Genomic DNA, 19,350 nt, shown 5'->3' with positions numbered 1-19,350 from the left:
GCCAGAAACAACAAAAGGGGGCGTTTCAGCTGTGTGAAACACCCCTTTTGATTTGTTCTTTTCGGTTTATTGCGCGTCGTACATTTCCTTCTGTTTGACGAGATTGTCGTAGCGCTCTTTCGCCTCTTTTTCGGCGCTTGCAAAGAGCTTTTCGGCCCTATCCGGGAAGGCCAGCTTCAGCGAGCTGTACCGGACTTCGCCCATAATGAAGTCACTATAACTCTCGGTCGCGGGCTTGCTGTCAACCGACAGCGGGTTTTTGCCTTCAGCGGCAAGGCGCGGGTCAAAGCGCATCATGTTCCAGTACCCGGCGTCAACGGCTTTTTTCATCTCGGTCATCGATTTGCCCATACCGGCGCGGATACCATGGTTGATGCAGGGGGCATAACCGATGATGAGCGACGGGCCGTCATAGCTTTCCGCTTCTAATATAGCCTTCAGCGTCTGCTGATAATTGGCGCCCATGGAGACCTGTGCGACATAGACATAGCCGTAAGACATCGCAATCTGTGCGAGGTCTTTTTTCTTCACGCCCTTACCGGCAGCGGCAAATTGCGCAACAGCGCCTGTCGGCGTTGCTTTAGAAGCCTGGCCGCCGGTGTTGGAATAGACCTCCGTGTCAAAGACAAAGATGTTGACATTCTGGCCGGAAGCAATCACGTGGTCAAGACCACCGTAGCCGATATCGTAAGCCCAGCCGTCGCCGCCGAAGATCCAAACGGACGGCTTGACAAACTGGTCGCGGGCGTTACTCAGCGCCTCAATCTGTGTTTTGAAGGGGAAATCGCCCGTTTTCTTCAAGGCCTCTGAAAGAGCCGCCTCCAGTACCTTTGCGGTCTTTTTCGAGCCGTCGGCATTGTCGAATTCCTTCAGCCAGTTTTCGATCGCTGTTTTCAGCGTGCCGCTCTCCAGCTTTTTTGCCAGTTCGTCGGCCAACAGGCGTATGCCGTCGCGGCGCTGGACGGAGGCCGTCGCCATGCCGAGGCCGAGCTCTGCGTTATCCTCGAACAGGGAGTTTGCCCACGCCGGGCCTTTCCCCTCGTCGTTGACGGTGTACGGCGTCGTCGGCGCGCTGCCGCCCCAGATGGATGAGCAGCCCGTGGCGTTGGCGATTAACATTCTGTCGCCGAAGAGTTGCGCGATGAGGCGCGCGTACGGCGTTTCGCCGCAGCCGGCGCAGGCGCCCGGGAACTCGAGCAGCGGTTTTAAGAACTGCGAACCCTTCACGGTGTTCGCGGCAAAGCCGGTTTCTTTGAATGAGACATTTTTGACAGCGTAGTCAAAGGACTTCTGTGTCTCTGAAACCTCGTCAAGCGGCTTCAGAACGAGCGCTTTTTCCTTCGCGGGGCAGACATTGACGCAGGAACCGCAGCCGGTGCAGTCAAAGACGGTTGGGATGATCGAGAAGCGGTAGTTCTCGTTGCCCTTGCCCGTCATCGGTATTGATTTTGTGCCTTCCGGCGCGTTTTTAGCCTCCTCGGCATCCATCACAAACGGGCGGATAACGGAATGCGGGCACACATACGCGCACTGATTGCACTGAATGCAGTTTTCCGGAATCCACATCGGTGCGTCGGAGGCAATTTTACGCTTTTCAAAGGCGGCCGTACCGGCTGGGACAACGGCGCCGCATTCGAGGTCAAGGAAGGCCGAAACAGGCAGCTTGTCACCGCGCATGGTGTTCATCTTGTTCATGACACCGTTTAAATACTGATCGGCATCCGCTCTGTTTGACGTAACGGCAGCCGGTTCAGGCGACGGCGACGGGTTCTTCCAGGAGGCCGGTACGTCGATCTGTGTGATGCTTTCAAGGCCGGCGTCGATCGCTTTGTTGTTTTTGTTGACCACGTCTTCGCCCTTGTGGCCGTATGTCTTTTTAACGGCTTCCTTCATATATGCAACAGCTTCGTCAATCGGCAGAATCTCCGACAGCTTGAAGAAGGCTGACTGCAAAATGGCGTTTGTCTTGTTGCCAAGGCCGATCGCTCGTGCGATTTTCTCGGCGTCAACCGTGTAGAAACGGATGTTATTGTCAGCAATATATTTCTTCGCAGCGGCGGGCAGCCGTTCTTCAAGCTCCGCAGCATCCCAGGAGCAGTTGGCTAGGAAAACGCCGCCGGGCTTAACGTCCTGCACGATATCGAATTTTTCGAGATACGACGGGTTGTGGCAGGCGACAAAGTTGGCTTTTGAAATATAATAGGTCGATTTAATGGGGCTCTTGCCAAAGCGCAGATGGCTGATTGTGACGCCGCCTGATTTACGCGAGTCATACTGGAAATAGGCCTGAACCTTTAAATCGGTATGGTCGCCGATGATCTTGATGGAGTTCTTGTTCGCGCCGACGGTGCCGTCCGAGCCAAGGCCCCAGAATTTGCAGGAGATGATGTCCTTCGGCGTCGTGTCGGGCTCCTCTGTGATGGGCAGCGACAGATGCGTCACATCGTCCGTAATGCCAACGGTGAAGTTGTTCTTCGGGTTTTTCTCCTGAAGGTTTTTGAAGACAGAAATGATGCAGCCTGGTGTTGTGTCCTTGCTGGCAAGGCCGTAACGCCCGCCAACAACCTTGATATCCGTGCCGCACAGGGCGGAAAAAACGTCGAGATACAGCGGCTCGCCGACGGAGCCGGGCTCCTTCGTGCGGTCGAGAACGCCGACCGTCTTGACAGTCTTCGGCAAAACGCTCAGTAGGTGCTTCACGCTGAAGGGGCGATAGAGGCGGACCTTGACAAGACCGACCTTCTGGCCGCTTGCATTGAGATAATCCACGACCTCTTCCGCCGTCTCACAGACGGAACCCATCGCAATGATGACATGCTCGGCGTCGGGTACGCCATGATAGTTGAAGGGTTTATAATTCGTGCCGATCTTTTTGTTAACGGCGTCCATGTAATTTTCAACGATATCAGGAAGCGCTGTGTATTTATCGTTAATGGACTCTCTGGCCTGGAAGAAGATATCGCCGTTCTGGGCCGAGCCGCGCAGCACGGGGTGGTTGGGGTTTGACGCCCGCATGCGGAATTTGTTCAGTGCGTCGAAATCGACCATTTCCGCCAGATCGTCATAATTCCAAATTTCAATTTTCTGCATCTCGTGTGATGTCCGGAACCCATCGAAAAAGTGCAGGAAGGGCATGGAGCCGCGGATGGCGGAAAGATGGGCGACGGCGCCGAGGTCCATGGCCTCCTGCGGACTGTTCGTGGCGATCATGGCAAAGCCCGTCTGGCGGCAGGCCATGACGTCGCTCTGGTCACCGAATATCGACAGGGCGTGCGTTGCAACCGTTCTGGCGGATACATGGACAACGGCGGGCAATTGTTCACCCGCCCATTTATACATGTTGGGTATCATCAGGAGCAGACCCTGCGACGCTGTGAATGTCGTTGTAAGGGCGCCTGCCAGCAGTGAGCCGTGGACAGCACCGGCAGCGCCGGCCTCCGACTGCATCTCCAGCACCTTAACGGTTTGACCGAAAATGTTCTCCTGTCCATTTGCCGACCACTTGTCGACATATTCAGCCATCGTCGACGATGGGGTGATCGGATAAATCGCGGCAACATCCGTAAACGCGTAGGCGACGTGCGCGGCAGCGTTGTTGCCGTCCATGGTTTTGAGTTTCCGAGCCATTAATTTAGCATCCTTTCTGGATCAAGTTTCGTCCGTCCATAAATTCTCGTCAAATTCACCGATTTGAATAGTTAAACTATTATATCATTCCCGAAAGACCGTGTAAATTGTGTTTTTCCATGAATTCCCCCGCATTTTAGGCGTCTTCGGTTGCAAACATTACACGATTAATGCTATACTGAGTTGACAAATTTTACCCTGTTCCGATGAAAAATTTCGAAAATGTGTCGACGGTGCGCCAGCCGCTATTTATCAAAAATGACGGAATTATATCGGGCTTGCAGTCACTCGGGAGGATGTTTCTATGTCCACAACACAGGATTTTGTTGAACACGTCTCAAAGCAGGTTGACGGTGCCGGCCGCATTCGATATCGGAAAATGTTTGGCGAATATATGGTATACGTTAATGATAAGCCGGTACTCCTCGTCTGCGACAATACCGTCTATGTCAAAAAGCTTGACATTCTGCACGAAGAGATGTCGGGCGCTGAGGTCGGCGTCCCATACACGGGTGCGAAGGAACATTATATTCTCGATATCGACGACGCGGAGCGCAGCCGCCGTGTCGCCGTGCTTTTGGAGTCAGTGACAGCTGTTCCGAAGAAGAAAGTGAAGCCAGAGGTTGACCGCAAATGAAATATCAATGCACATTAATCGCCGTTCACGATATGAGTCTGTCAAAGCAATTTTACGCTGCCGTTTTGGGTCTTGAAGTGGCGGCGGATTTTGGGGCAAACGTCACGCTGACGGGCGGGATTGCCTTGCAGACGCTTGATACCTGGAAAGGCTTTATACAAAAACGGGATGACGAAATCCTTTTCGGCAGCCATGTTGCCGAGCTCTATTTTGAGGAAGATGATATCGACGGTTTTGCAGCCAAGCTGAATCGTCTTGACGGCATTGAATACGTTCATCCCCTTATGGAGCATGCATGGGGCCAGCGCGTGATCCGATTTTATGACCCCGACCGGCATATTATTGAAGTCGGTGAAAACATGACCGCTGTTGTCAGGCGCTTTTTTGACGCCGGGCTATCTGTTGAAGAAACGGCCGCCCGGATGGATGTCCCGCCTGATTTCGTGAGGACTTGCTTAAATATGTCGTAAGCGAGGTGCGCATATGCAGATTATCAAGGCATCGGCAGCCCAGCTTGAAATCGTCCAACATATTGTCCACGAGACGATTCGCGTCGTTTTCCCCCGTTATTATCCGTCCGGCGCTGTTGACTACTTCTTGTTGCACCACAGCAAACAGGCAATCCTGACAGACATTGACAGCGGCTTTGTCTATTTGCTTTTTGGTGAAAATGGCCAGGCGCTCGGAACAGGCTCGGTAAAAGAAAACGAGATTCACCGTTTGTTTGTATTCCCTGCTGTACAGCATCAAGGCTACGGTTGTCAACTCATGCATTTTTTAGAGCGTCAGGTTTTTGAATCGTATGACACAATTTATCTGGCTTCATCACTCGCCGCACTTGCCTTCTATCGAAGCCGCGGCTATACCGAAACGGAATTTTATAAAATCGTGACGGGCAACGGCGATTTTTTATGCTACCATATGATGCAGCTAAAACGACAAGAAACCGCTTGTCCGGAAAAACAAGATGAGATTTCATATGACGGCAAATCTTTTGTGACAATGCGGAATTCGACCAACGGAGAAGCCGGTGAGAAGACACGGTTTTGTTACCATCAGAGCGACAGGCATATTTGGGCGGAGTATTCCGGCGGTGGAATTGTCAAAGGGTTTTTGGCCGGATTCGTCCAACGAGACGGCAGTCTTGAGTTTTCTTATGTACATACAAATGACATGGGGAACATAAGGGCCGGCGAGTGCAAAAGCTATCCTGAAATACTCTCGGATGGACGTCTCACGTTGCACGAATCATGGCAATGGCTTAATGGTGATAAAAGCTTTGGCAAGTCACAGCTGACCGAAGTCAGCAACGCATAAGAAAAACTTCATCTCCCTGAAAGGAGCGGTTCTATGGTCTCAAAAATCCGTTCCCACAGCCTTAGCAGCACATCCGGCTATGAGGTCTCGGTTGAATGCTACTAAACAGGAGGCCAAATAGGTATTATGAATATAAAACATACAGTAATATTCACTTTGATTATATACTGCATTGTGTTTTATACCTTATGGGCTTTCGTCGAGTTAATCATAACCCCTCAAATCAGTTTACTAGATAATGATTTGTTCGAAACAATAATTAAGACGGTCTTAATTAAAAACATCGTTTGGACAGGCCCTGCTTTTCTATTAATTAAGTATTTTAAAGACGACGTTTATGTCTCGCTGAAAGACATGTTTTTCAACACGGTAAACTGGCTGAAATATCTGCCTGTGTTTGCTTTTTTCACAATTTACATTCTGGTTGCAAGCTGTTTGCTACATGGCGGGATCTTCGTTTCTCCGGATTTTACTTATTCTACGCTCATCATTGTTTTGTTTGTCGGTATTTCAGAAGAACTCGTTTTCAGGGGCTGGCTCTTAAACGCAACCGTCAAAGGTTGCTCGAAAAAACAGATGTGGCTGATGCTGATACTCAACGCCATGCTGTTTTTATTCATTCATTTTCCGATATGGATATATGAAAAAACACTTTTTACTAACTTTAAAAACATGGGTTTTCTGTGTATTATTGTTCTAGGTATCGTATTTGGCCGGGCTTTTATAAAAACGAAAAACATTATGGTACCGATTTCTTTGCATATGTATTGGGACTTTTTGATGTTTATTTTCGTTTGAAAGAAATAAACCTAACCCTTGAAAGGAGCGGTTCCATGGTTTCAAAAATCCGTTCCCTCGGCCTTGGCGGCATTTCCGGCTACGAGGTCTCTGTTGAATGCTATTTGTCGGGCGGCCTGCCGAGCTTTGATATCGTCGGCTTGGCCGATATTGCCGTCAAGGAAGCGCGGGAGCGTGTGCGCGCCGCGACGAAAAACGTCGGGATCAAATTCCCAATAAGCCGCATCACGGTCAACCTCGCACCGGCCAACACCAAAAAAGCGGGGACGGTTTATGATTTGCCAGTGCTGCTGGGCATCCTCGCGGCGGCCGAGAGTATTCATCCCCTCCCGGATGACAGCGCCTTTTTCGGCGAGCTCTCGCTCTCGGGCGAGCTGCGGCCGGTGACGGGCGCATTGCCGATGGCGCTGGCGGCCGAGCGGGCAAGTATCTCTAAGCTCTTTGTCCCGGCGGACAATGCCGCCGAGGCGTCATATGCCACCGGCGTCACGGTCTATCCTGTCACACACGTTGAGCAGCTTTTAAGGCACCTAGACGGGACGGAACCGATAACGCCTATAAAGCCGACTGAGCCGGTAGCCGTCTACCCCGTGACGCTGGATTTTTCCGAGGTCAAGGGGCAGGATAACGTCAAGCGCGCCTTAGAGGTCGCCGCCGCGGGCGGCCACAACATCCTCCTCGTCGGCCCGCCGGGCGCGGGCAAGAGCATGCTGGCCAAGCGCCTGCCGACGATTTTGCCGGACATGAGCCGCGATGAGATGCTTGAATGCACAGAAATCCATTCCGTCATGGGCATGACAGGCCGCGATAACCCGATTATCACAACGCGCCCCTTTCGCTCGCCGCACCATACTGTTTCGTCAACGGCAATGGCGGGCGGCACGTCAAACCCCAAACCGGGCGAAATTTCCCTTGCCCACAACGGCGTGTTGTTTTTAGACGAGATGCCGGAATTCACGTCCGATGTTTTAGAGTCTCTGCGCCAGCCGCTCGAGGATGGGCAAGTTACCATCTCGCGCGCCGTGGCGTCAATTACGTATCCCTGTCGCTTTATGCTCGTGTGCGCGATGAACCCGTGCCGCTGCGGGTGGTACGGCCATCCGACGCGGCGATGCACCTGCGGCGAGAACTCTGTAAAAAAATATCACGAGCGCCTCTCTGGCCCGCTCCTCGACCGCATTGACCTGCACATCGAAGTGCCGTCGCTTGAATATGAAGAACTGCGGGACAGGCCGCAGGCCGAAACGTCGGCAGCCATCCGCGCGCGCGTCAACACTGCCCGCGCGCTACAGCAAAAACGCTATGCCGGATCGGGGATCGAGTGCAACGCCTACATCGGCTCCAAAGAGCTTGAAAAATACTGCGCCTTAAACGACGATTGCGAAAAGCTCATGAAAAACGCCTACAGCCGCCTCGGTCTCACCGCCCGCTCGTATGACCGCATTTTACGCGTGGCGCGCACCATCGCCGACCTCGCCGAGAGTGAAAACATCGAGCGTACCCACTTGGCCGAGGCCATCCAGTACAGGACTTATGATTTCCGGGATGGGGAATAAAACACCCGCTCATATAAGATAACTGCAACGACAAAATATTTTGATTGGAATAATGCATGGAAGATATCATACTCCTCAAACAAGGCGAAATCGTCTTAAAGGGCCTCAACAGGCGAAGCTTTGAAATCAAGCTCATTGCGAATATCACAAAACGTTTAAAGCCGTTCGGCGACTTTAAGATTTACGCCGTGCAGTCGACGATTTACGTTGAGCCGCAAAACGACCGGTGCGACATGGACGGGGCATATGATGCCGTCAAAACGATTTTCGGCATTGTCGCCGTCTCGCGTGCCGCCGCGTGCGCCAAGGATAAAGACGCTATTTTAGAGACGGCCAAACGCTATCTGGGCGATACGCTCGCGCGGGCAAAATCCTTTAAGGTCGAGACAAAGCGCGCTGATAAACGTTTTCCGATGACGTCCATTCAGCTCTCGCAGTACGTCGGCGGTGAACTGGCCGACGCTTATCTGCATGTCAAGGTTGATGTGCACGCGCCGGACTTTACCGTCCATCTTGAGGTGCGCGATTACGCGGCGTACGTCCACGGGCCTGTTGACCCCGGCGCGGGCGGCCTGCCCGTCGGCACAAACGGCCGGGCCGTTTCGCTCTTATCGGGTGGGATTGACAGCCCCGTGTCTACTTATATGATCGCCAAGCGTGGTGTTCACATCATCCCCGTGCATTTTTTCTCCTTTCCATATACGTCGATGCAAGCCAAGGAAAAGGTCATTGAGCTCGCGCGGCTCTTAACGCGCTACTGCGGGCGTATGACGCTGGAAATTGTCCCGCTCACGCATATTCAGGAAGAGATCCGAGAAAAATGCCCGGAAGAGCTTTTTACAATCATCATGCGCCGGTTCATGATGCGCCTTTCGGAAAAGCTTGCCGACTACCACGGCTGCCGCGCCCTTGTCACGGGTGAAAATCTCGGCCAGGTCGCGAGCCAAACCCTGGAGGCCATGGCCGCGACGCAGGCATGCGTCACGATGCCCGTTTTGCGTCCCGTTATTGGGCTCGACAAAAAGGACATTGTCGCTATGGCGGAAAAAATCGGCACGTTTGACACGTCGATTCTCCCGTATGAGGACTGCTGCACCGTGTTTACGCCGCGCCATCCGAAAACGAAGCCGCGTCTTGACGACGTTTTAAAGGCGGAGGCGGCGCTCTGTATCGACACCCTCGTCAGCGAAGCATTCGACGGGACAGAACACGTACATGTCGACGTTTCGTGAAAACGACCCCATTGACGGGCGTCGTTTTCTTGCTTAAAATGGTGCTGTCGCGGCACGCTGCCGCGTGAACGGAGGATTTTCTATGGCATATACAGCGGAGATTATCAGCGTTGGGACAGAGCTGCTTTTGGGGAGCATTGCCAATACGGACGCGCAGGATGTGTCGCAAGCGCTGTCGGAGATCGGCATCAACGTCTTTTTCCACACCGTTGTCGGCGACAATCCCGAACGGGTCAAACAGGCCGTTGCCATTGCCAAAGACCGCGCCGATATTATTATCACAACGGGCGGCCTCGGCCCGACGTGCGACGATCTGACAAAGCAGACGCTTGCAGATGCCTTCGGTAAAAAGCTCCTTTTCAACGAAAACGAAGCCGCGAAAATCCGCGCCTATTTCGAGACGCGGCTTAAGAATATGGAGATGACGGAAAACAATTTTCAGCAGGCGTATTTGCCGGAAGACTGCGTTATCTTTGACAATGGCTGCGGCACGGCCCCCGGCTGCGCCTTTGAGGCCGAGGGTACACACGTTTTAATGCTGCCCGGCCCTCCGCGCGAATGCCGGGCTATGCTTAAAAACTGTGCGATCCCATACTTGAAAGCACTGTCCGACGCGGAGATTCACTCGCATAACATCCACATATTTGGTCAGGGCGAAAGCACTGTTGAGTCGCGCCTGCGCGATATGATGCTTGAAATGAATAACCCGACGCTCGCCCCCTATGCCAAGGACAGCGAGGTGCTGCTCCGCCTGACGGCGAAGGCCGCTTCAAAAGACGCGGCGGAAGCGATGCTGGCGCCTGTTCTTGAAAAGCTCCGCAATATTTTGGGCGACATTATTTACGGCGTCGATACGGACAGTCTGGAAAGAACGGTTATCACCCTCCTCACGGAAAAAAGCACAACACTCTCGGCGGCTGAATCGTGCACGGGCGGTCTTTTAGCCAAACGCCTGACGGATATCCCTGGCGCGTCACGCGTCTTTTTCGGCGGCGTTACGACGTACGCTACGGCGTCAAAAACATCGGTGCTCGGCGTCGATGCGTCACTTATTGCAGAAAAGGGCGTGGCGTCGAAAGACGTTGCCGAGCAGATGGCCATCCGGGTCAAAACGCTTTTCGGCACGGACCTTGGTATCGGCATCACCGGCATCGCCGGGCCGGACGGCGACGGCAGCGGCCTCGACGTCGGGACGGTTTTTGTCGCTCTTGCGGCACCGGCCGGGGTTTTTACACGGAGCCTCATGCTCTATCCGGACCGCGACAGAACGCGCACCACAGCGGCAAGCCACGCGCTTGACATGCTCCGTCGGTATCTGACGGGGCTGCCGGTCGAACAGATTTCCGGGCAATAAGCATGCCCGCATGACAAACGCAAACATCTGCGTGCTTCAATCGCGGCGCGGCGCGGGCCGGGAGGGCCAACGGTGCAAGAGGAAAGACAGGACATAAAAATTGAAGGAACGGTTGCCGCGCTCGTCTATCAAAACACGGATAACGGGTATGCCGTTCTGCGCCTTCAGACCGATAACGGCTTGGTGACGGCTGTCGGCTGCATGCCCGGTATTAATCCCGGCGAGGCCCTTATTCTGACAGGGGTTTGGGCGACGCATCATGCCTACGGCGAGCAGTTTAAAGCTGAATACGTAGAGCGGCGGATGCCGTCCGGCCGCGAGGCTATTTATGCCTATTTGGCCTCCGGCGTTATCAAAAACGTCGGCCCGGCCAAGGCGCGCGACATTGTCGATACCTTTGGGGACAAAGCACTGGAGGTCATCGAAAACGACCCGGATCAGCTCGCGCAGGTGCGCGGCATTACGTCTAAAAGAGCGCGCGAGGTCGGCGCGTCCTTTCGGCGTCAGGTCGGCCTGCGGCGCTTAATGGAATTCTTGTCGGCATACGGCCTCAAGCCGGTAATCGCCGTCCGGCTTTACAAAACGTTTGGGGACGACGCGCTTGACGCCGTTCGGGATAATCCATACATCATGACAAGTTCTGATTTCGGGGCCGATTTTTTTGAAGCGGATGCTGTGGCGCTCGCCCTCGGTTTTGACAGCGACTGCCCAGCACGTGCCGAGGCGGCCGTTTTATTCGAATTAGAGCACAATCTTAATAATGGCCACACCTTTTTGCCGTTTGATAAGCTTGTCTCGGCAACGCAGCAGCTGATTGACGTTGAGAATCAAACGATCACCGACGCGCTTGACGCACTGTGCGAAAGCGGCTATATCGTGCGCGAGCCCATCGCCGGGCAGGACGCATGCTATTTAGAGCCGCTTGCCCAGGCCGAGCGGTCTGTTGCCACCCGCCTGCTGGCAGCGGCAGCGCCCGAAACAGACGACTGTGTGGATATTAACGCGCTCATCGCGGCGGTGGAACGCGCGCAGAATCTTCGTTATGCCGCCGAGCAGAAACGGGCTGTGGCGCTGGCACTCAAAAGCCGTGTCCTCGTCTTAACGGGCGGCCCCGGTACCGGGAAGACAACGGCTGTTAACGGCATACTCGCCTTGTTTGACAATCTCGGCCTTAAAACACGCCTTTGCGCGCCGACCGGCCGCGCTGCCAAACGCATGAGCGAGGTCACTGGCCGCGAGGCGGCGACGATTCACCGCCTTTTGGGTGCCGGCGTCGGTGAGGGCGACGGCCTAGTTTTCGAATACGACGAGACAAACCCGCTTGATGCCGACGCTGTTGTGGTTGACGAAACGTCAATGGTCGATATCCTCCTGATGCGCGCTCTTTTATCGGCGCTCCCGGCGGCGTGTCGCCTTGTCCTTGTCGGGGACGCCGACCAGCTCCCCTCTGTCGGTCCTGGCAACGTGTTCTCCGATATCATCCGCAGCGGCGCCGTCGAGACGGTTGCCCTGTCTGAAATTTTCCGCCAAGCCGGTGAGAGCGGCATCATTAAAAGCGCACACATGATTAACAAGGGCCTCGTTCCCGATCTGTCCGAAAAAACGCATGACTTCTTTTTTCTCCGCCGCCCATCTGCCGAGCGCACGGTTGAGACAATTGTCGATTTGTGTGCCGAGCGGCTGCCGAAAAACATGGGCGTTTCCCCCGCGCAAATTCAGGTTCTCTCTCCGACACGAAAAAACAAAGCGGGGACGGAAAACATAAACAGGCGGCTGCAGGAAGTGCTCAACCCGCCTTCTCCGGGCAAAAAAGAGAAATCCTTCGGCGACTTTGTCTTCCGCGAGGGTGACAAAGTTATGCAAATTCGCAATAATTATGATATACTATGGAAAAGTGACGGCGGCCTCACCGTCGGCACCGGCGTCTTCAACGGTGACATCGGATGCATTCTGGATATTGACTTCGCCCGTGAGACACTATCTGTCGATTTCGACGACAAAATTGTGACATATCTCTTTGAGCAGCTATCGGAGCTTGAGCCAGCGTACGCGCTGACCGTCCATAAATCACAGGGCAGTGAATACCGCGCCGTTATATTAGCAGCCGCCGCCGGTGCGCCACAGCTTCTCGTGCGCAGCGTCCTATACACCGCCGTCACGCGGGCCAGAGAGCTTCTCATCATCGTTGGCGACCAGGCCGTTTTTGAGACGATGGTTGCAAACGACAGGCGGCAGAAGCGCTACAGCGGCCTTCGCGCGCGGCTGTCCGGGCCTTTGTAATCATTTCGGCGGCATTTTCGGCCATCTCCGCAATTCGGATGAAACGAAAGGAGCGGTTCCGGATGCGTTTTTTGTCTGAAATTCTTGATCTTTTATTTCCGCCAAAGTGCATTTTCTGCGGAAAGCACTTCAAGAACGGCGAGGTGTGCTGCTGCGACGCCTGCGCCAAGACGCTGCCGTTTACGAAGGCTGCCGACGTCAGCCAAAAGGGCAACTATTTTGACGAATGCGTCTCACCGCTTTTTTATGCTGGCATGGTCCGCAAATCCATCCATCGATATAAATTCAAAGGTGCGGCCGCTTATGCCGACTGCTACGGCAAGCTTCTTGCAGCCTGCATCCGGGATAATCTCGCGGGGAAATTTGATCTCATTACATGGGTTCCGCTCAGCCGGAATCGCGAGCGGGAGCGCGGATACGATCAGGCCATGCTCTTAGCCTGTGCCGCCGCATTAGCGCTTGGCGACGTCGCTGCGGAAACACTCGTTAAAAACGCCAACATCCCGGCCCAATCCTCCCTAACCGGCGGGGAGACACGGCGCGCCAACGTCATCGGCGTTTACGACGTTAAAGATCATGAGCTTGTATGCGGTAAACGCATTTTAATTATTGACGATATTATTACAACAGGCTCAACGCTATCGGAATGCGCGCGGACGCTTTTATTAGCGGGGGCAGAATCCGTCGTTGGCGCAGCGCTGGCCCGCGCCACATAAATTCCCGGCGCGGACGGTTTGAGTCTTTCATTTGCGTCTATACTTAACTACTGAGGCTTTTGTCGTCCATTTCAACGGCGCGTCGGCGCATCTGTACTTATTTGGGGGTTTGTCATGCTTTTTGGTAGAGATATCGGAGTCGACCTCGGTACGACTTCGGTGATGGTCACAGCAAACGGCAAGGGTGTTTTATCGCGGGAGCCGTCCGTCGTGGCGATGGATAAAAATACAGGCCGTCTTCTGAACGTCGGTATGGCGGCGCAGCGTATGCTCGGCAGAACGCCTGGCAACATCGTTGCCATCAGGCCGATGCGCAACGGGGCCATTTCCGATTACGACATGGCCGAGCGCATGCTCCGCGAGCTCATCCGCAAAGCCGTCAATTTCAGCCTGTTCAAGCCGCGCGTCATCATCTCCGTCTCTTCCGGCATCACGGAGGTTGAGGAACGCGCCGTCATTGATGCCGGCATTGAGGCCGGTGCCCGCAAAGTCTACCTGATGGAAGCCCCGCTCGCGGCGGCCGTCGGTGCCGGGCTTGACATCTCAAAACCGGACGGTCATATGGTCGTTGATATCGGCGGCGGAACAACGGATGCCGCCATCCTCTCGCTATCCGGCGTTGTCGAGTCGGATTCCATCAAAGCGGGCGGCGCCGCGTTTGACGACGCCATTGTTAAATACATCCGCCGCAAGCACAACGTTCTTATTGGCGACAATACGGCCGAGGAGCTTAAAAAAAGCATTGGCTGCGTTTTCCCACGCCCCGAATCGACGACTGTTGACGTTAAGGGGCGCTGCCTGATGACCGGCCTGCCACGGATCGTTTCCATCAGCTCAACGGAAATTCTCGAAGCTTTTGAAGAGGTCACCGAGGGCATTCTTGAGATGGTTCACCGTGTTCTGGAAAACACACCGCCGGAGCTTGTGGCCGACGTCTCGCAAAACGGGATCGTTTTGACAGGCGGCGGGAGTCTTTTATGGGGGTTCGACAAGCTCATTGAAAGCCGCACGAATATTCAAACGCGGATTGCTGACGACGCGGAAATGTGCGTCGGCTATGGGGTCGGCAAATCGCTTGATCTCGTTGGCGACATGCACGAGGGGACGATTAACCTCGCGCGGCGGCGGCAGATGAAGGCCTAGCCCACTTGCCGAAATATGGTTTATTCATTATAATGAAGGTATAGCGCCAAATGGCGGGACATGCTCCCGCCATTTTGATACGCAGCGGCACAATCCTTACAGGATTGCCCCGTGAAGTTAAACGTTACCGATGTCACTAGGAGGTTATTTTTATGGCAAAAAAACAATTTAAATCCGAATCAAAACGGCTGCTCGACCTGATGGTCCACTCAATTTACACGCATAAGGAAATATTCCTGCGTGAAATCATTTCCAACGCATCCGACGCCATTGACAAGCTCTGTTACGTCTCTTTGACGGACGACAAGGTCGGTCTGACGCGCGACGATTTCAAAATCGACATCACCGTCGACAAAGAAAAGCGCACGCTCACCGTTTCCGATAACGGCATCGGCATGACGGCGGAAGAGCTGGAGTCCAACCTCGGCGTCATCGCGCGCAGCGGCTCGCTCCAGTTTAAAAAGGAGATGGGTGATAACGCGGCGGATGACGTTGACATCATCGGCCAGTTCGGCGTCGGCTTTTACTCGGCGTTCATGGTAGCCTCAACAGTCACGGTCATCTCGCGGGCATACGGGGCATCTTCAGCCAACATGTGGGTTTCCGCCGGGTCGGACGGGTATTCGATCACCCCCTGTGACAAAGAAACGGCCGGCACAGATATCATCATCGAAATGAAGCCCGATGAGGATGATGAGCACTACGGCGATTATCTGGAAGAGGAAACGCTGCATCGGATCATCAAAAAGTATTCCGATTATATCCGCTGGCCGATCGTCATGGATGTGACGAAAAGTCGGCAGGTTGAGGGGCCGGAAACCGATCAGGACGGCAAGAAAAAAATGGTCTGGGAGGACTACATCGAAAAAGAAGTCGTCAACAGCCGTATTCCAATCTGGCAGCGCGCTAAAGGCGACGTCACCGACGAGGCGTGCGCCCAATTCTATAAGGAGAAGTTTTACGACATGGACGACCCTGTCTCCGTCATCCGTGTCAGCGCAGAGGGTGCAGTCAGCTATAAAGCGATGCTGTTCATCCCGGCTAAAGCGCCGTATGACTATTACACGCGCGACTATAAAGCGGGCCTGCAGCTCTACACATCGGGCGTTATGATTATGGAGCACTGCGCCGACCTGCTGCCGGAGCATTTTCGCTTTGTCCGCGGTGTCGTCGATTCACAGGACCTGTCGCTGAACATTTCCCGCGAGCTGCTGCAGCATGACCGCCAGCTCCGTGTCATCGCGATGAATCTAGACAAGAAAATCAAGGCCGAGCTCAAGCGCCTTTTGGAAAACGACCGCGACAAATATGAGAGCTTCTTTAAAAGTTTCGGCCTGCAGCTTAAATACGGTGTTTTGAACGAATATGGCGCCAGCCGCGATGCGTTTTCGGAGATGCTCCTCTTTTATTCAACGATTGCCGAAAAGAATATTACCTTCTCGGAATACATTAAGAATATGCCGGAGGCGCAAAAATACATCTACTATGCCACCGGCGAAAGCGCCGCGGCGCTTGATAAGCTCCCGCAGGCTGAGAGCCTCCGTGACAGAGGCTTTGCCATCCTCTATCTGACGGACCGGGTTGACGAGTTCGTCGTCCGGGCGCTGATGAAAGTCGATGGGAAGGAATTCCGCTCCGTCAACGATGATGACCTCGGCCTTGAGACGGAGACGGAGAAAGCCTCAGCCGACAAGCTAGAGGCCGACAACAAAGATGTGCTTGATTTTGTCGGGGAAAGCCTAAACGGCAAAATCGTCTCGGCCAAGCTTTCTCACAAGCTCAAAAGCCACCCCGTCTGCCTGACGACGCAGGGCGGTGTCAGCTTCGAAATGGAGCGCTATTTTGCCATGATGCCGAATGAGGAGGCCGGTCTTATGAAGGCCGAGCGCGTCCTTGAGCTTAACGCCAGCCACCCCGTCTTTTTAGCGCTGAAGGATGCTGTTGATCACGATCGGGACAAGGCAAAAAAATATGCCGAGCTGCTTTATGGCCAGGCCGAGCTTTTGGCCGGGCTCACGCCGGAGGACCCGGCGCGCTTTGCCGCACTTGTCGCCGAGCTCATGATCTGACAGCGTGCATCCCTTCTCTTTAAGCAAAACGGAACATGCGATAAATATTATGTAACCTTGATACAGCAGCGCCTGCAAACAGCCCGACGCCATTTGGCTTCGGGCTGTTTCTTTTGCATTTCCGAGTATTTCCCGACGCAATGTTACAGCCGCCAGCGCCACTGTTTGACCGTATTTTCATCGGGTGTCTTCTAGAATGAAATTACTATTTTATGACGACCTGGTGCATTTTATGCCCATCTGAGAGGACGATGATTATGACCGGTAACGACCTGCGGCAGCGGCTGAGCGCGATCAAAACGGATCTTCAGGGGGGCGCGGCTCTCAAGGTCTTCAAAGCGGACAAGGCCTTGGCGGCCGAGTGTCTCGTCCGCTTTGCGCTGGCATTTGTATTATCCGGCTCGCAGATTTTTGGCGCTGTCGCGCCGTTTGCCGTCGGGCTGACGGCGGCATCCGGTGCCGGCGTCACGGGTTTTGCCGCGCTGTTCGGCGCCATTATTGGCTATCTGCTTTCAGGGTCGTTTTTCTGGGCGGTCAAATACATATCCATCGCGGTTATTGTGACGACGGCCGCGATGGTGTTCCGCGATACGGAAGTTAAACAGACCGATTGGTTTATGCCGGTTATCGCAGCCGTTGTCACAGCCTGTATCGGCTTCGTATCGGCAGTCGACGCTGGCTGGACTGCCGCCGCAACGGCACTTTTTGTGACGGACATCGTTTTGGCCGGCGGCAGCGCTTATTTCTATAAAATTGCGCTCTCCCCGTGGTCGGGCCGGTTCAATTTGGAACAGGGCGCTGAAATTACGCACACCGTCAGTATCCTTATCCTCTTGTCAACGCTGCTGATCTCCTTAGCCCACCTAGAGCTTTTCGGCGTTATTTCGATCGGGCGCGCGGCCGCAACGCTGATTGTCTTTCTTGCGGCCTTCAAAGGCGGCGCGGGCATGGGCTGCGCCACCGGCCTTGCCGTCGGGCTGGCAATGGACGCATCGACGAGCGTTTCGCCCATATTCTGTACGGTTTATGGGCTCTCAGGCCTCATCGCAGGGATTTTTTCAAGGCGGCGCCGACTCTTATTTGCCATGACGTATATTCTTGTTGACGCCTGCGCGGCGGCGGTATCGCTTGGCAACGCCGCCGTTCCGGCCATTTTATATGAGACCTTTATCGCCTCCGTCGTCTTTATGCTGCTGCCGCCGTCGTTTATGGCAAGACTTTCCGTCCTCATCCCGGGGACAAGCGGCGGCTATGGCGTTTTAAAATCCCGCGAATACACAAAAAGCCGCGTCGAGCAGGCGGCGCTCGCCTTCAGAGAGCTGTATGAAACGGTACAGACGGCTGCCGGTGTCGGCCGCAACGATCAGGACATCGCCTCTGTTTTCGATAAAGCTGCCGAGGTGGCCTGTCTGACGTGCGCTCGCTCGTCAACGTGCTGGCATCAGGATTATCAGACGACAGTTGATGCAATGAATAACGCAAGTCCCGCTATGCTTGAGCGCGGAAGCCTTTTGGAATCGGACCTGCCGGATTATTTTGTGCACGCGTGCGTCAATCTGTCGGAATTCATCACCGCCGTTAATGCCGAGCTCAAGAGCCTCTTATACCGCCGTCAGTTCAGAAAACGGCTCAAGGAGAACCAAAATGCCGCGTTTCATCAGTATGGCGACGTCGCTGCAATATTAAACGGAATTTCAGAAGAGCTCGGCAGCGGCACGAGCTTTGAACCGGAGCTTGAAAATAGGCTGCGTAAGTATCTCAGAAGCCTCAACATTCAGGCCGAAACAGCCGTTTTTCGTGACCGAGCCGGTCGATTGCACGCCGAATTATTCGGTGCCAACGCCGTGACAATCAAAAAAATTCCAGACTATTTGGAAAAGCTCTCTGCCGTTTTAAATGTCCGCTTATGCACCGCCGAGACGGTTTCCGCGGTCGACAGGCTTTATCTGCTTGAGGCGGAACCATTGGCAGCCGCCGTCGGCATTTCCTCTAAAAAGAAAAACGAAAAAGGGCAGAGCGGCGATAAAGGCGCCTATTTCAAAACAGACGAGGGGCTCTTATACGTGATTTTGTCCGACGGCATGGGTACCGGCGCGGAGGCCGCTCAATACGCCGGAGACACCGTTCGGATTTTGGAGCGCTTTTTGCGTTCCGGCGTCGCGCCCGAAACGGCCGTGCGGATGCTCAACGACCTGATGCTTCTGAAAAATGAGGATGATATTGGCTGTGCAACGGTTGACCTTGTGTGCATCAACCTTTTTACTGGCGATGCGCGCCTGTTTAAATACGGCGCGGCCCCATCGTACCTCCGAAACGGCCGCGGGGTGCGCCGGATGAAGGGCAAAAGCCTGGCCGCCGGTCTCGGCCTGCCGCCCCACGACGCGCCGGATCAACTGAAAATGGCGCTTAAGCCCGGTTCCGTTGCCGTCATCGTCAGCGATGGGGTGACGGCTGACCCCGAGGACGGCTGGTTGTGCGATCTTATTTCAAAATTTTCCGGGGATACGCCAAAGGACCTCGCCGCCTCCATCGTCCGTGCGGCGACGGAGAAATACGGCGTCGAAGACGATATGACGGTCATTGCCATTCAAATGGCCGAGCGCGTTTAATTAACCGCGTCG

General features: G+C 54.3%; 13 protein-coding genes and 1 pseudogene. 13 read left to right on the top strand and 1 reads right to left on the bottom strand.

The window, feature by feature from the left end; genetic code table 11:
• Window positions 1–66: 66 nt before the first annotated feature.
• A complete protein-coding gene (gene nifJ / locus IZU99_00435; protein UOO37767.1) occupies window positions 67–3,627 on the bottom strand; it encodes a pyruvate:ferredoxin (flavodoxin) oxidoreductase in 3,561 nt (1,186 codons plus the stop codon).
• A 304-nt stretch (window positions 3,628–3,931) separates the two neighbouring features.
• On the opposite strand from nifJ, the gene IZU99_00430 reads away from it, so the two are divergent.
• The 13 genes and pseudogenes from IZU99_00430 to IZU99_00370 all read left to right on the top strand — a co-directional run bounded on the left by IZU99_00430 (window position 3,932) and on the right by IZU99_00370 (window position 19,338).
• Window positions 3,932–4,264, top strand: a complete 333-nt coding sequence (locus IZU99_00430; GenBank protein ID UOO37766.1) for a TfoX/Sxy family protein — start codon at window positions 3,932–3,934, stop codon at window positions 4,262–4,264.
• Window positions 4,261–4,734, top strand: a complete 474-nt coding sequence (locus IZU99_00425) for a VOC family protein (GenBank protein UOO37765.1) — start codon at window positions 4,261–4,263, stop codon at window positions 4,732–4,734. The genes IZU99_00430 and IZU99_00425 overlap by 4 nt, the downstream gene beginning before the upstream one ends.
• Before the next feature lie 13 nt (window positions 4,735–4,747).
• A pseudogene (locus IZU99_00420) lies at window positions 4,748–5,191 on the top strand (GNAT family N-acetyltransferase).
• Complete coding sequence (locus tag IZU99_00415) at window positions 5,189–5,581, top strand: n-acetylglutamate synthase (protein UOO38700.1); 393 nt, start codon at window positions 5,189–5,191, stop codon at window positions 5,579–5,581. Before IZU99_00420 ends, IZU99_00415 begins: the two are co-directional and overlap by 3 nt.
• A 126-nt stretch (window positions 5,582–5,707) precedes the next feature.
• Window positions 5,708–6,379: a CPBP family intramembrane metalloprotease gene (locus tag IZU99_00410; protein ID UOO37764.1), complete on the top strand. Its 672-nt coding sequence runs from the start codon at window positions 5,708–5,710 to the stop codon at window positions 6,377–6,379.
• Between the two features lie 35 nt (window positions 6,380–6,414).
• Window positions 6,415–7,935: a YifB family Mg chelatase-like AAA ATPase gene (locus tag IZU99_00405; GenBank protein UOO37763.1), complete on the top strand. Its 1,521-nt coding sequence runs from the start codon at window positions 6,415–6,417 to the stop codon at window positions 7,933–7,935.
• 56 nt (window positions 7,936–7,991) lie between these two features.
• A complete protein-coding gene (gene thiI, locus IZU99_00400) occupies window positions 7,992–9,167 on the top strand; it encodes a tRNA 4-thiouridine(8) synthase ThiI (GenBank protein ID UOO37762.1) in 1,176 nt (391 codons plus the stop codon).
• 82 nt (window positions 9,168–9,249) lie between these two features.
• On the top strand, window positions 9,250–10,521 hold the full coding sequence (locus IZU99_00395) for a competence/damage-inducible protein A (GenBank protein ID UOO37761.1): 1,272 nt from the start codon (window positions 9,250–9,252) through the stop codon (window positions 10,519–10,521).
• A 72-nt stretch (window positions 10,522–10,593) separates the two neighbouring features.
• Window positions 10,594–12,801, top strand: coding sequence for an ATP-dependent RecD-like DNA helicase (locus tag IZU99_00390; protein ID UOO37760.1), 2,208 nt, complete (start codon window positions 10,594–10,596; stop codon window positions 12,799–12,801).
• Between the two features lie 62 nt (window positions 12,802–12,863).
• Window positions 12,864–13,517, top strand: coding sequence for a ComF family protein (locus IZU99_00385; protein ID UOO37759.1), 654 nt, complete (start codon window positions 12,864–12,866; stop codon window positions 13,515–13,517).
• Between the two features lie 114 nt (window positions 13,518–13,631).
• On the top strand, window positions 13,632–14,660 hold the full coding sequence (gene mreB, locus IZU99_00380) for a rod shape-determining protein MreB (protein ID UOO37758.1): 1,029 nt from the start codon (window positions 13,632–13,634) through the stop codon (window positions 14,658–14,660).
• A 152-nt stretch (window positions 14,661–14,812) separates the two neighbouring features.
• Complete coding sequence (gene htpG, locus IZU99_00375) at window positions 14,813–16,729, top strand: molecular chaperone HtpG (GenBank protein UOO37757.1); 1,917 nt, start codon at window positions 14,813–14,815, stop codon at window positions 16,727–16,729.
• A 257-nt stretch (window positions 16,730–16,986) separates the two neighbouring features.
• Window positions 16,987–19,338 (top strand): SpoIIE family protein phosphatase, encoded by a 2,352-nt coding sequence (locus IZU99_00370; GenBank protein UOO37756.1) that lies wholly within the window; start codon window positions 16,987–16,989, stop codon window positions 19,336–19,338.
• Window positions 19,339–19,350: the final 12 nt, after the last annotated feature.

This window comes from Oscillospiraceae bacterium CM, assembly GCA_022870705.1.
In the GTDB taxonomy this organism is placed as follows: domain Bacteria; phylum Bacillota; class Clostridia; order Oscillospirales; family Oscillospiraceae; genus Sporobacter.
Note: the sequence above shows the minus strand (reverse complement) of the source record. Positions and strands in the feature narration are given on the sequence as shown.

What these genes read in the sequence shown, in the direction of transcription:
- nifJ (UOO37767.1), bottom strand. Translation starts at nt 3,627, where the DNA reads ATGGCTCGGAAACTCAAAACCATGGACGGCAACAACGCTGCCGCGCAC.
- IZU99_00430 (UOO37766.1), top strand. Translation starts at nt 3,932, where the DNA reads ATGTCCACAACACAGGATTTTGTTGAACACGTCTCAAAGCAGGTTGAC.
- IZU99_00425 (UOO37765.1), top strand. Translation starts at nt 4,261, where the DNA reads ATGAAATATCAATGCACATTAATCGCCGTTCACGATATGAGTCTGTCA.
- IZU99_00415 (UOO38700.1), top strand. Translation starts at nt 5,189, where the DNA reads ATGCAGCTAAAACGACAAGAAACCGCTTGTCCGGAAAAACAAGATGAG.
- IZU99_00410 (UOO37764.1), top strand. Translation starts at nt 5,708, where the DNA reads ATGAATATAAAACATACAGTAATATTCACTTTGATTATATACTGCATT.
- IZU99_00405 (UOO37763.1), top strand. Translation starts at nt 6,415, where the DNA reads ATGGTTTCAAAAATCCGTTCCCTCGGCCTTGGCGGCATTTCCGGCTAC.
- thiI (UOO37762.1), top strand. Translation starts at nt 7,992, where the DNA reads ATGGAAGATATCATACTCCTCAAACAAGGCGAAATCGTCTTAAAGGGC.
- IZU99_00395 (UOO37761.1), top strand. Translation starts at nt 9,250, where the DNA reads ATGGCATATACAGCGGAGATTATCAGCGTTGGGACAGAGCTGCTTTTG.
- IZU99_00385 (UOO37759.1), top strand. Translation starts at nt 12,864, where the DNA reads ATGCGTTTTTTGTCTGAAATTCTTGATCTTTTATTTCCGCCAAAGTGC.
- mreB (UOO37758.1), top strand. Translation starts at nt 13,632, where the DNA reads ATGCTTTTTGGTAGAGATATCGGAGTCGACCTCGGTACGACTTCGGTG.
- htpG (UOO37757.1), top strand. Translation starts at nt 14,813, where the DNA reads ATGGCAAAAAAACAATTTAAATCCGAATCAAAACGGCTGCTCGACCTG.
- IZU99_00370 (UOO37756.1), top strand. Translation starts at nt 16,987, where the DNA reads ATGACCGGTAACGACCTGCGGCAGCGGCTGAGCGCGATCAAAACGGAT.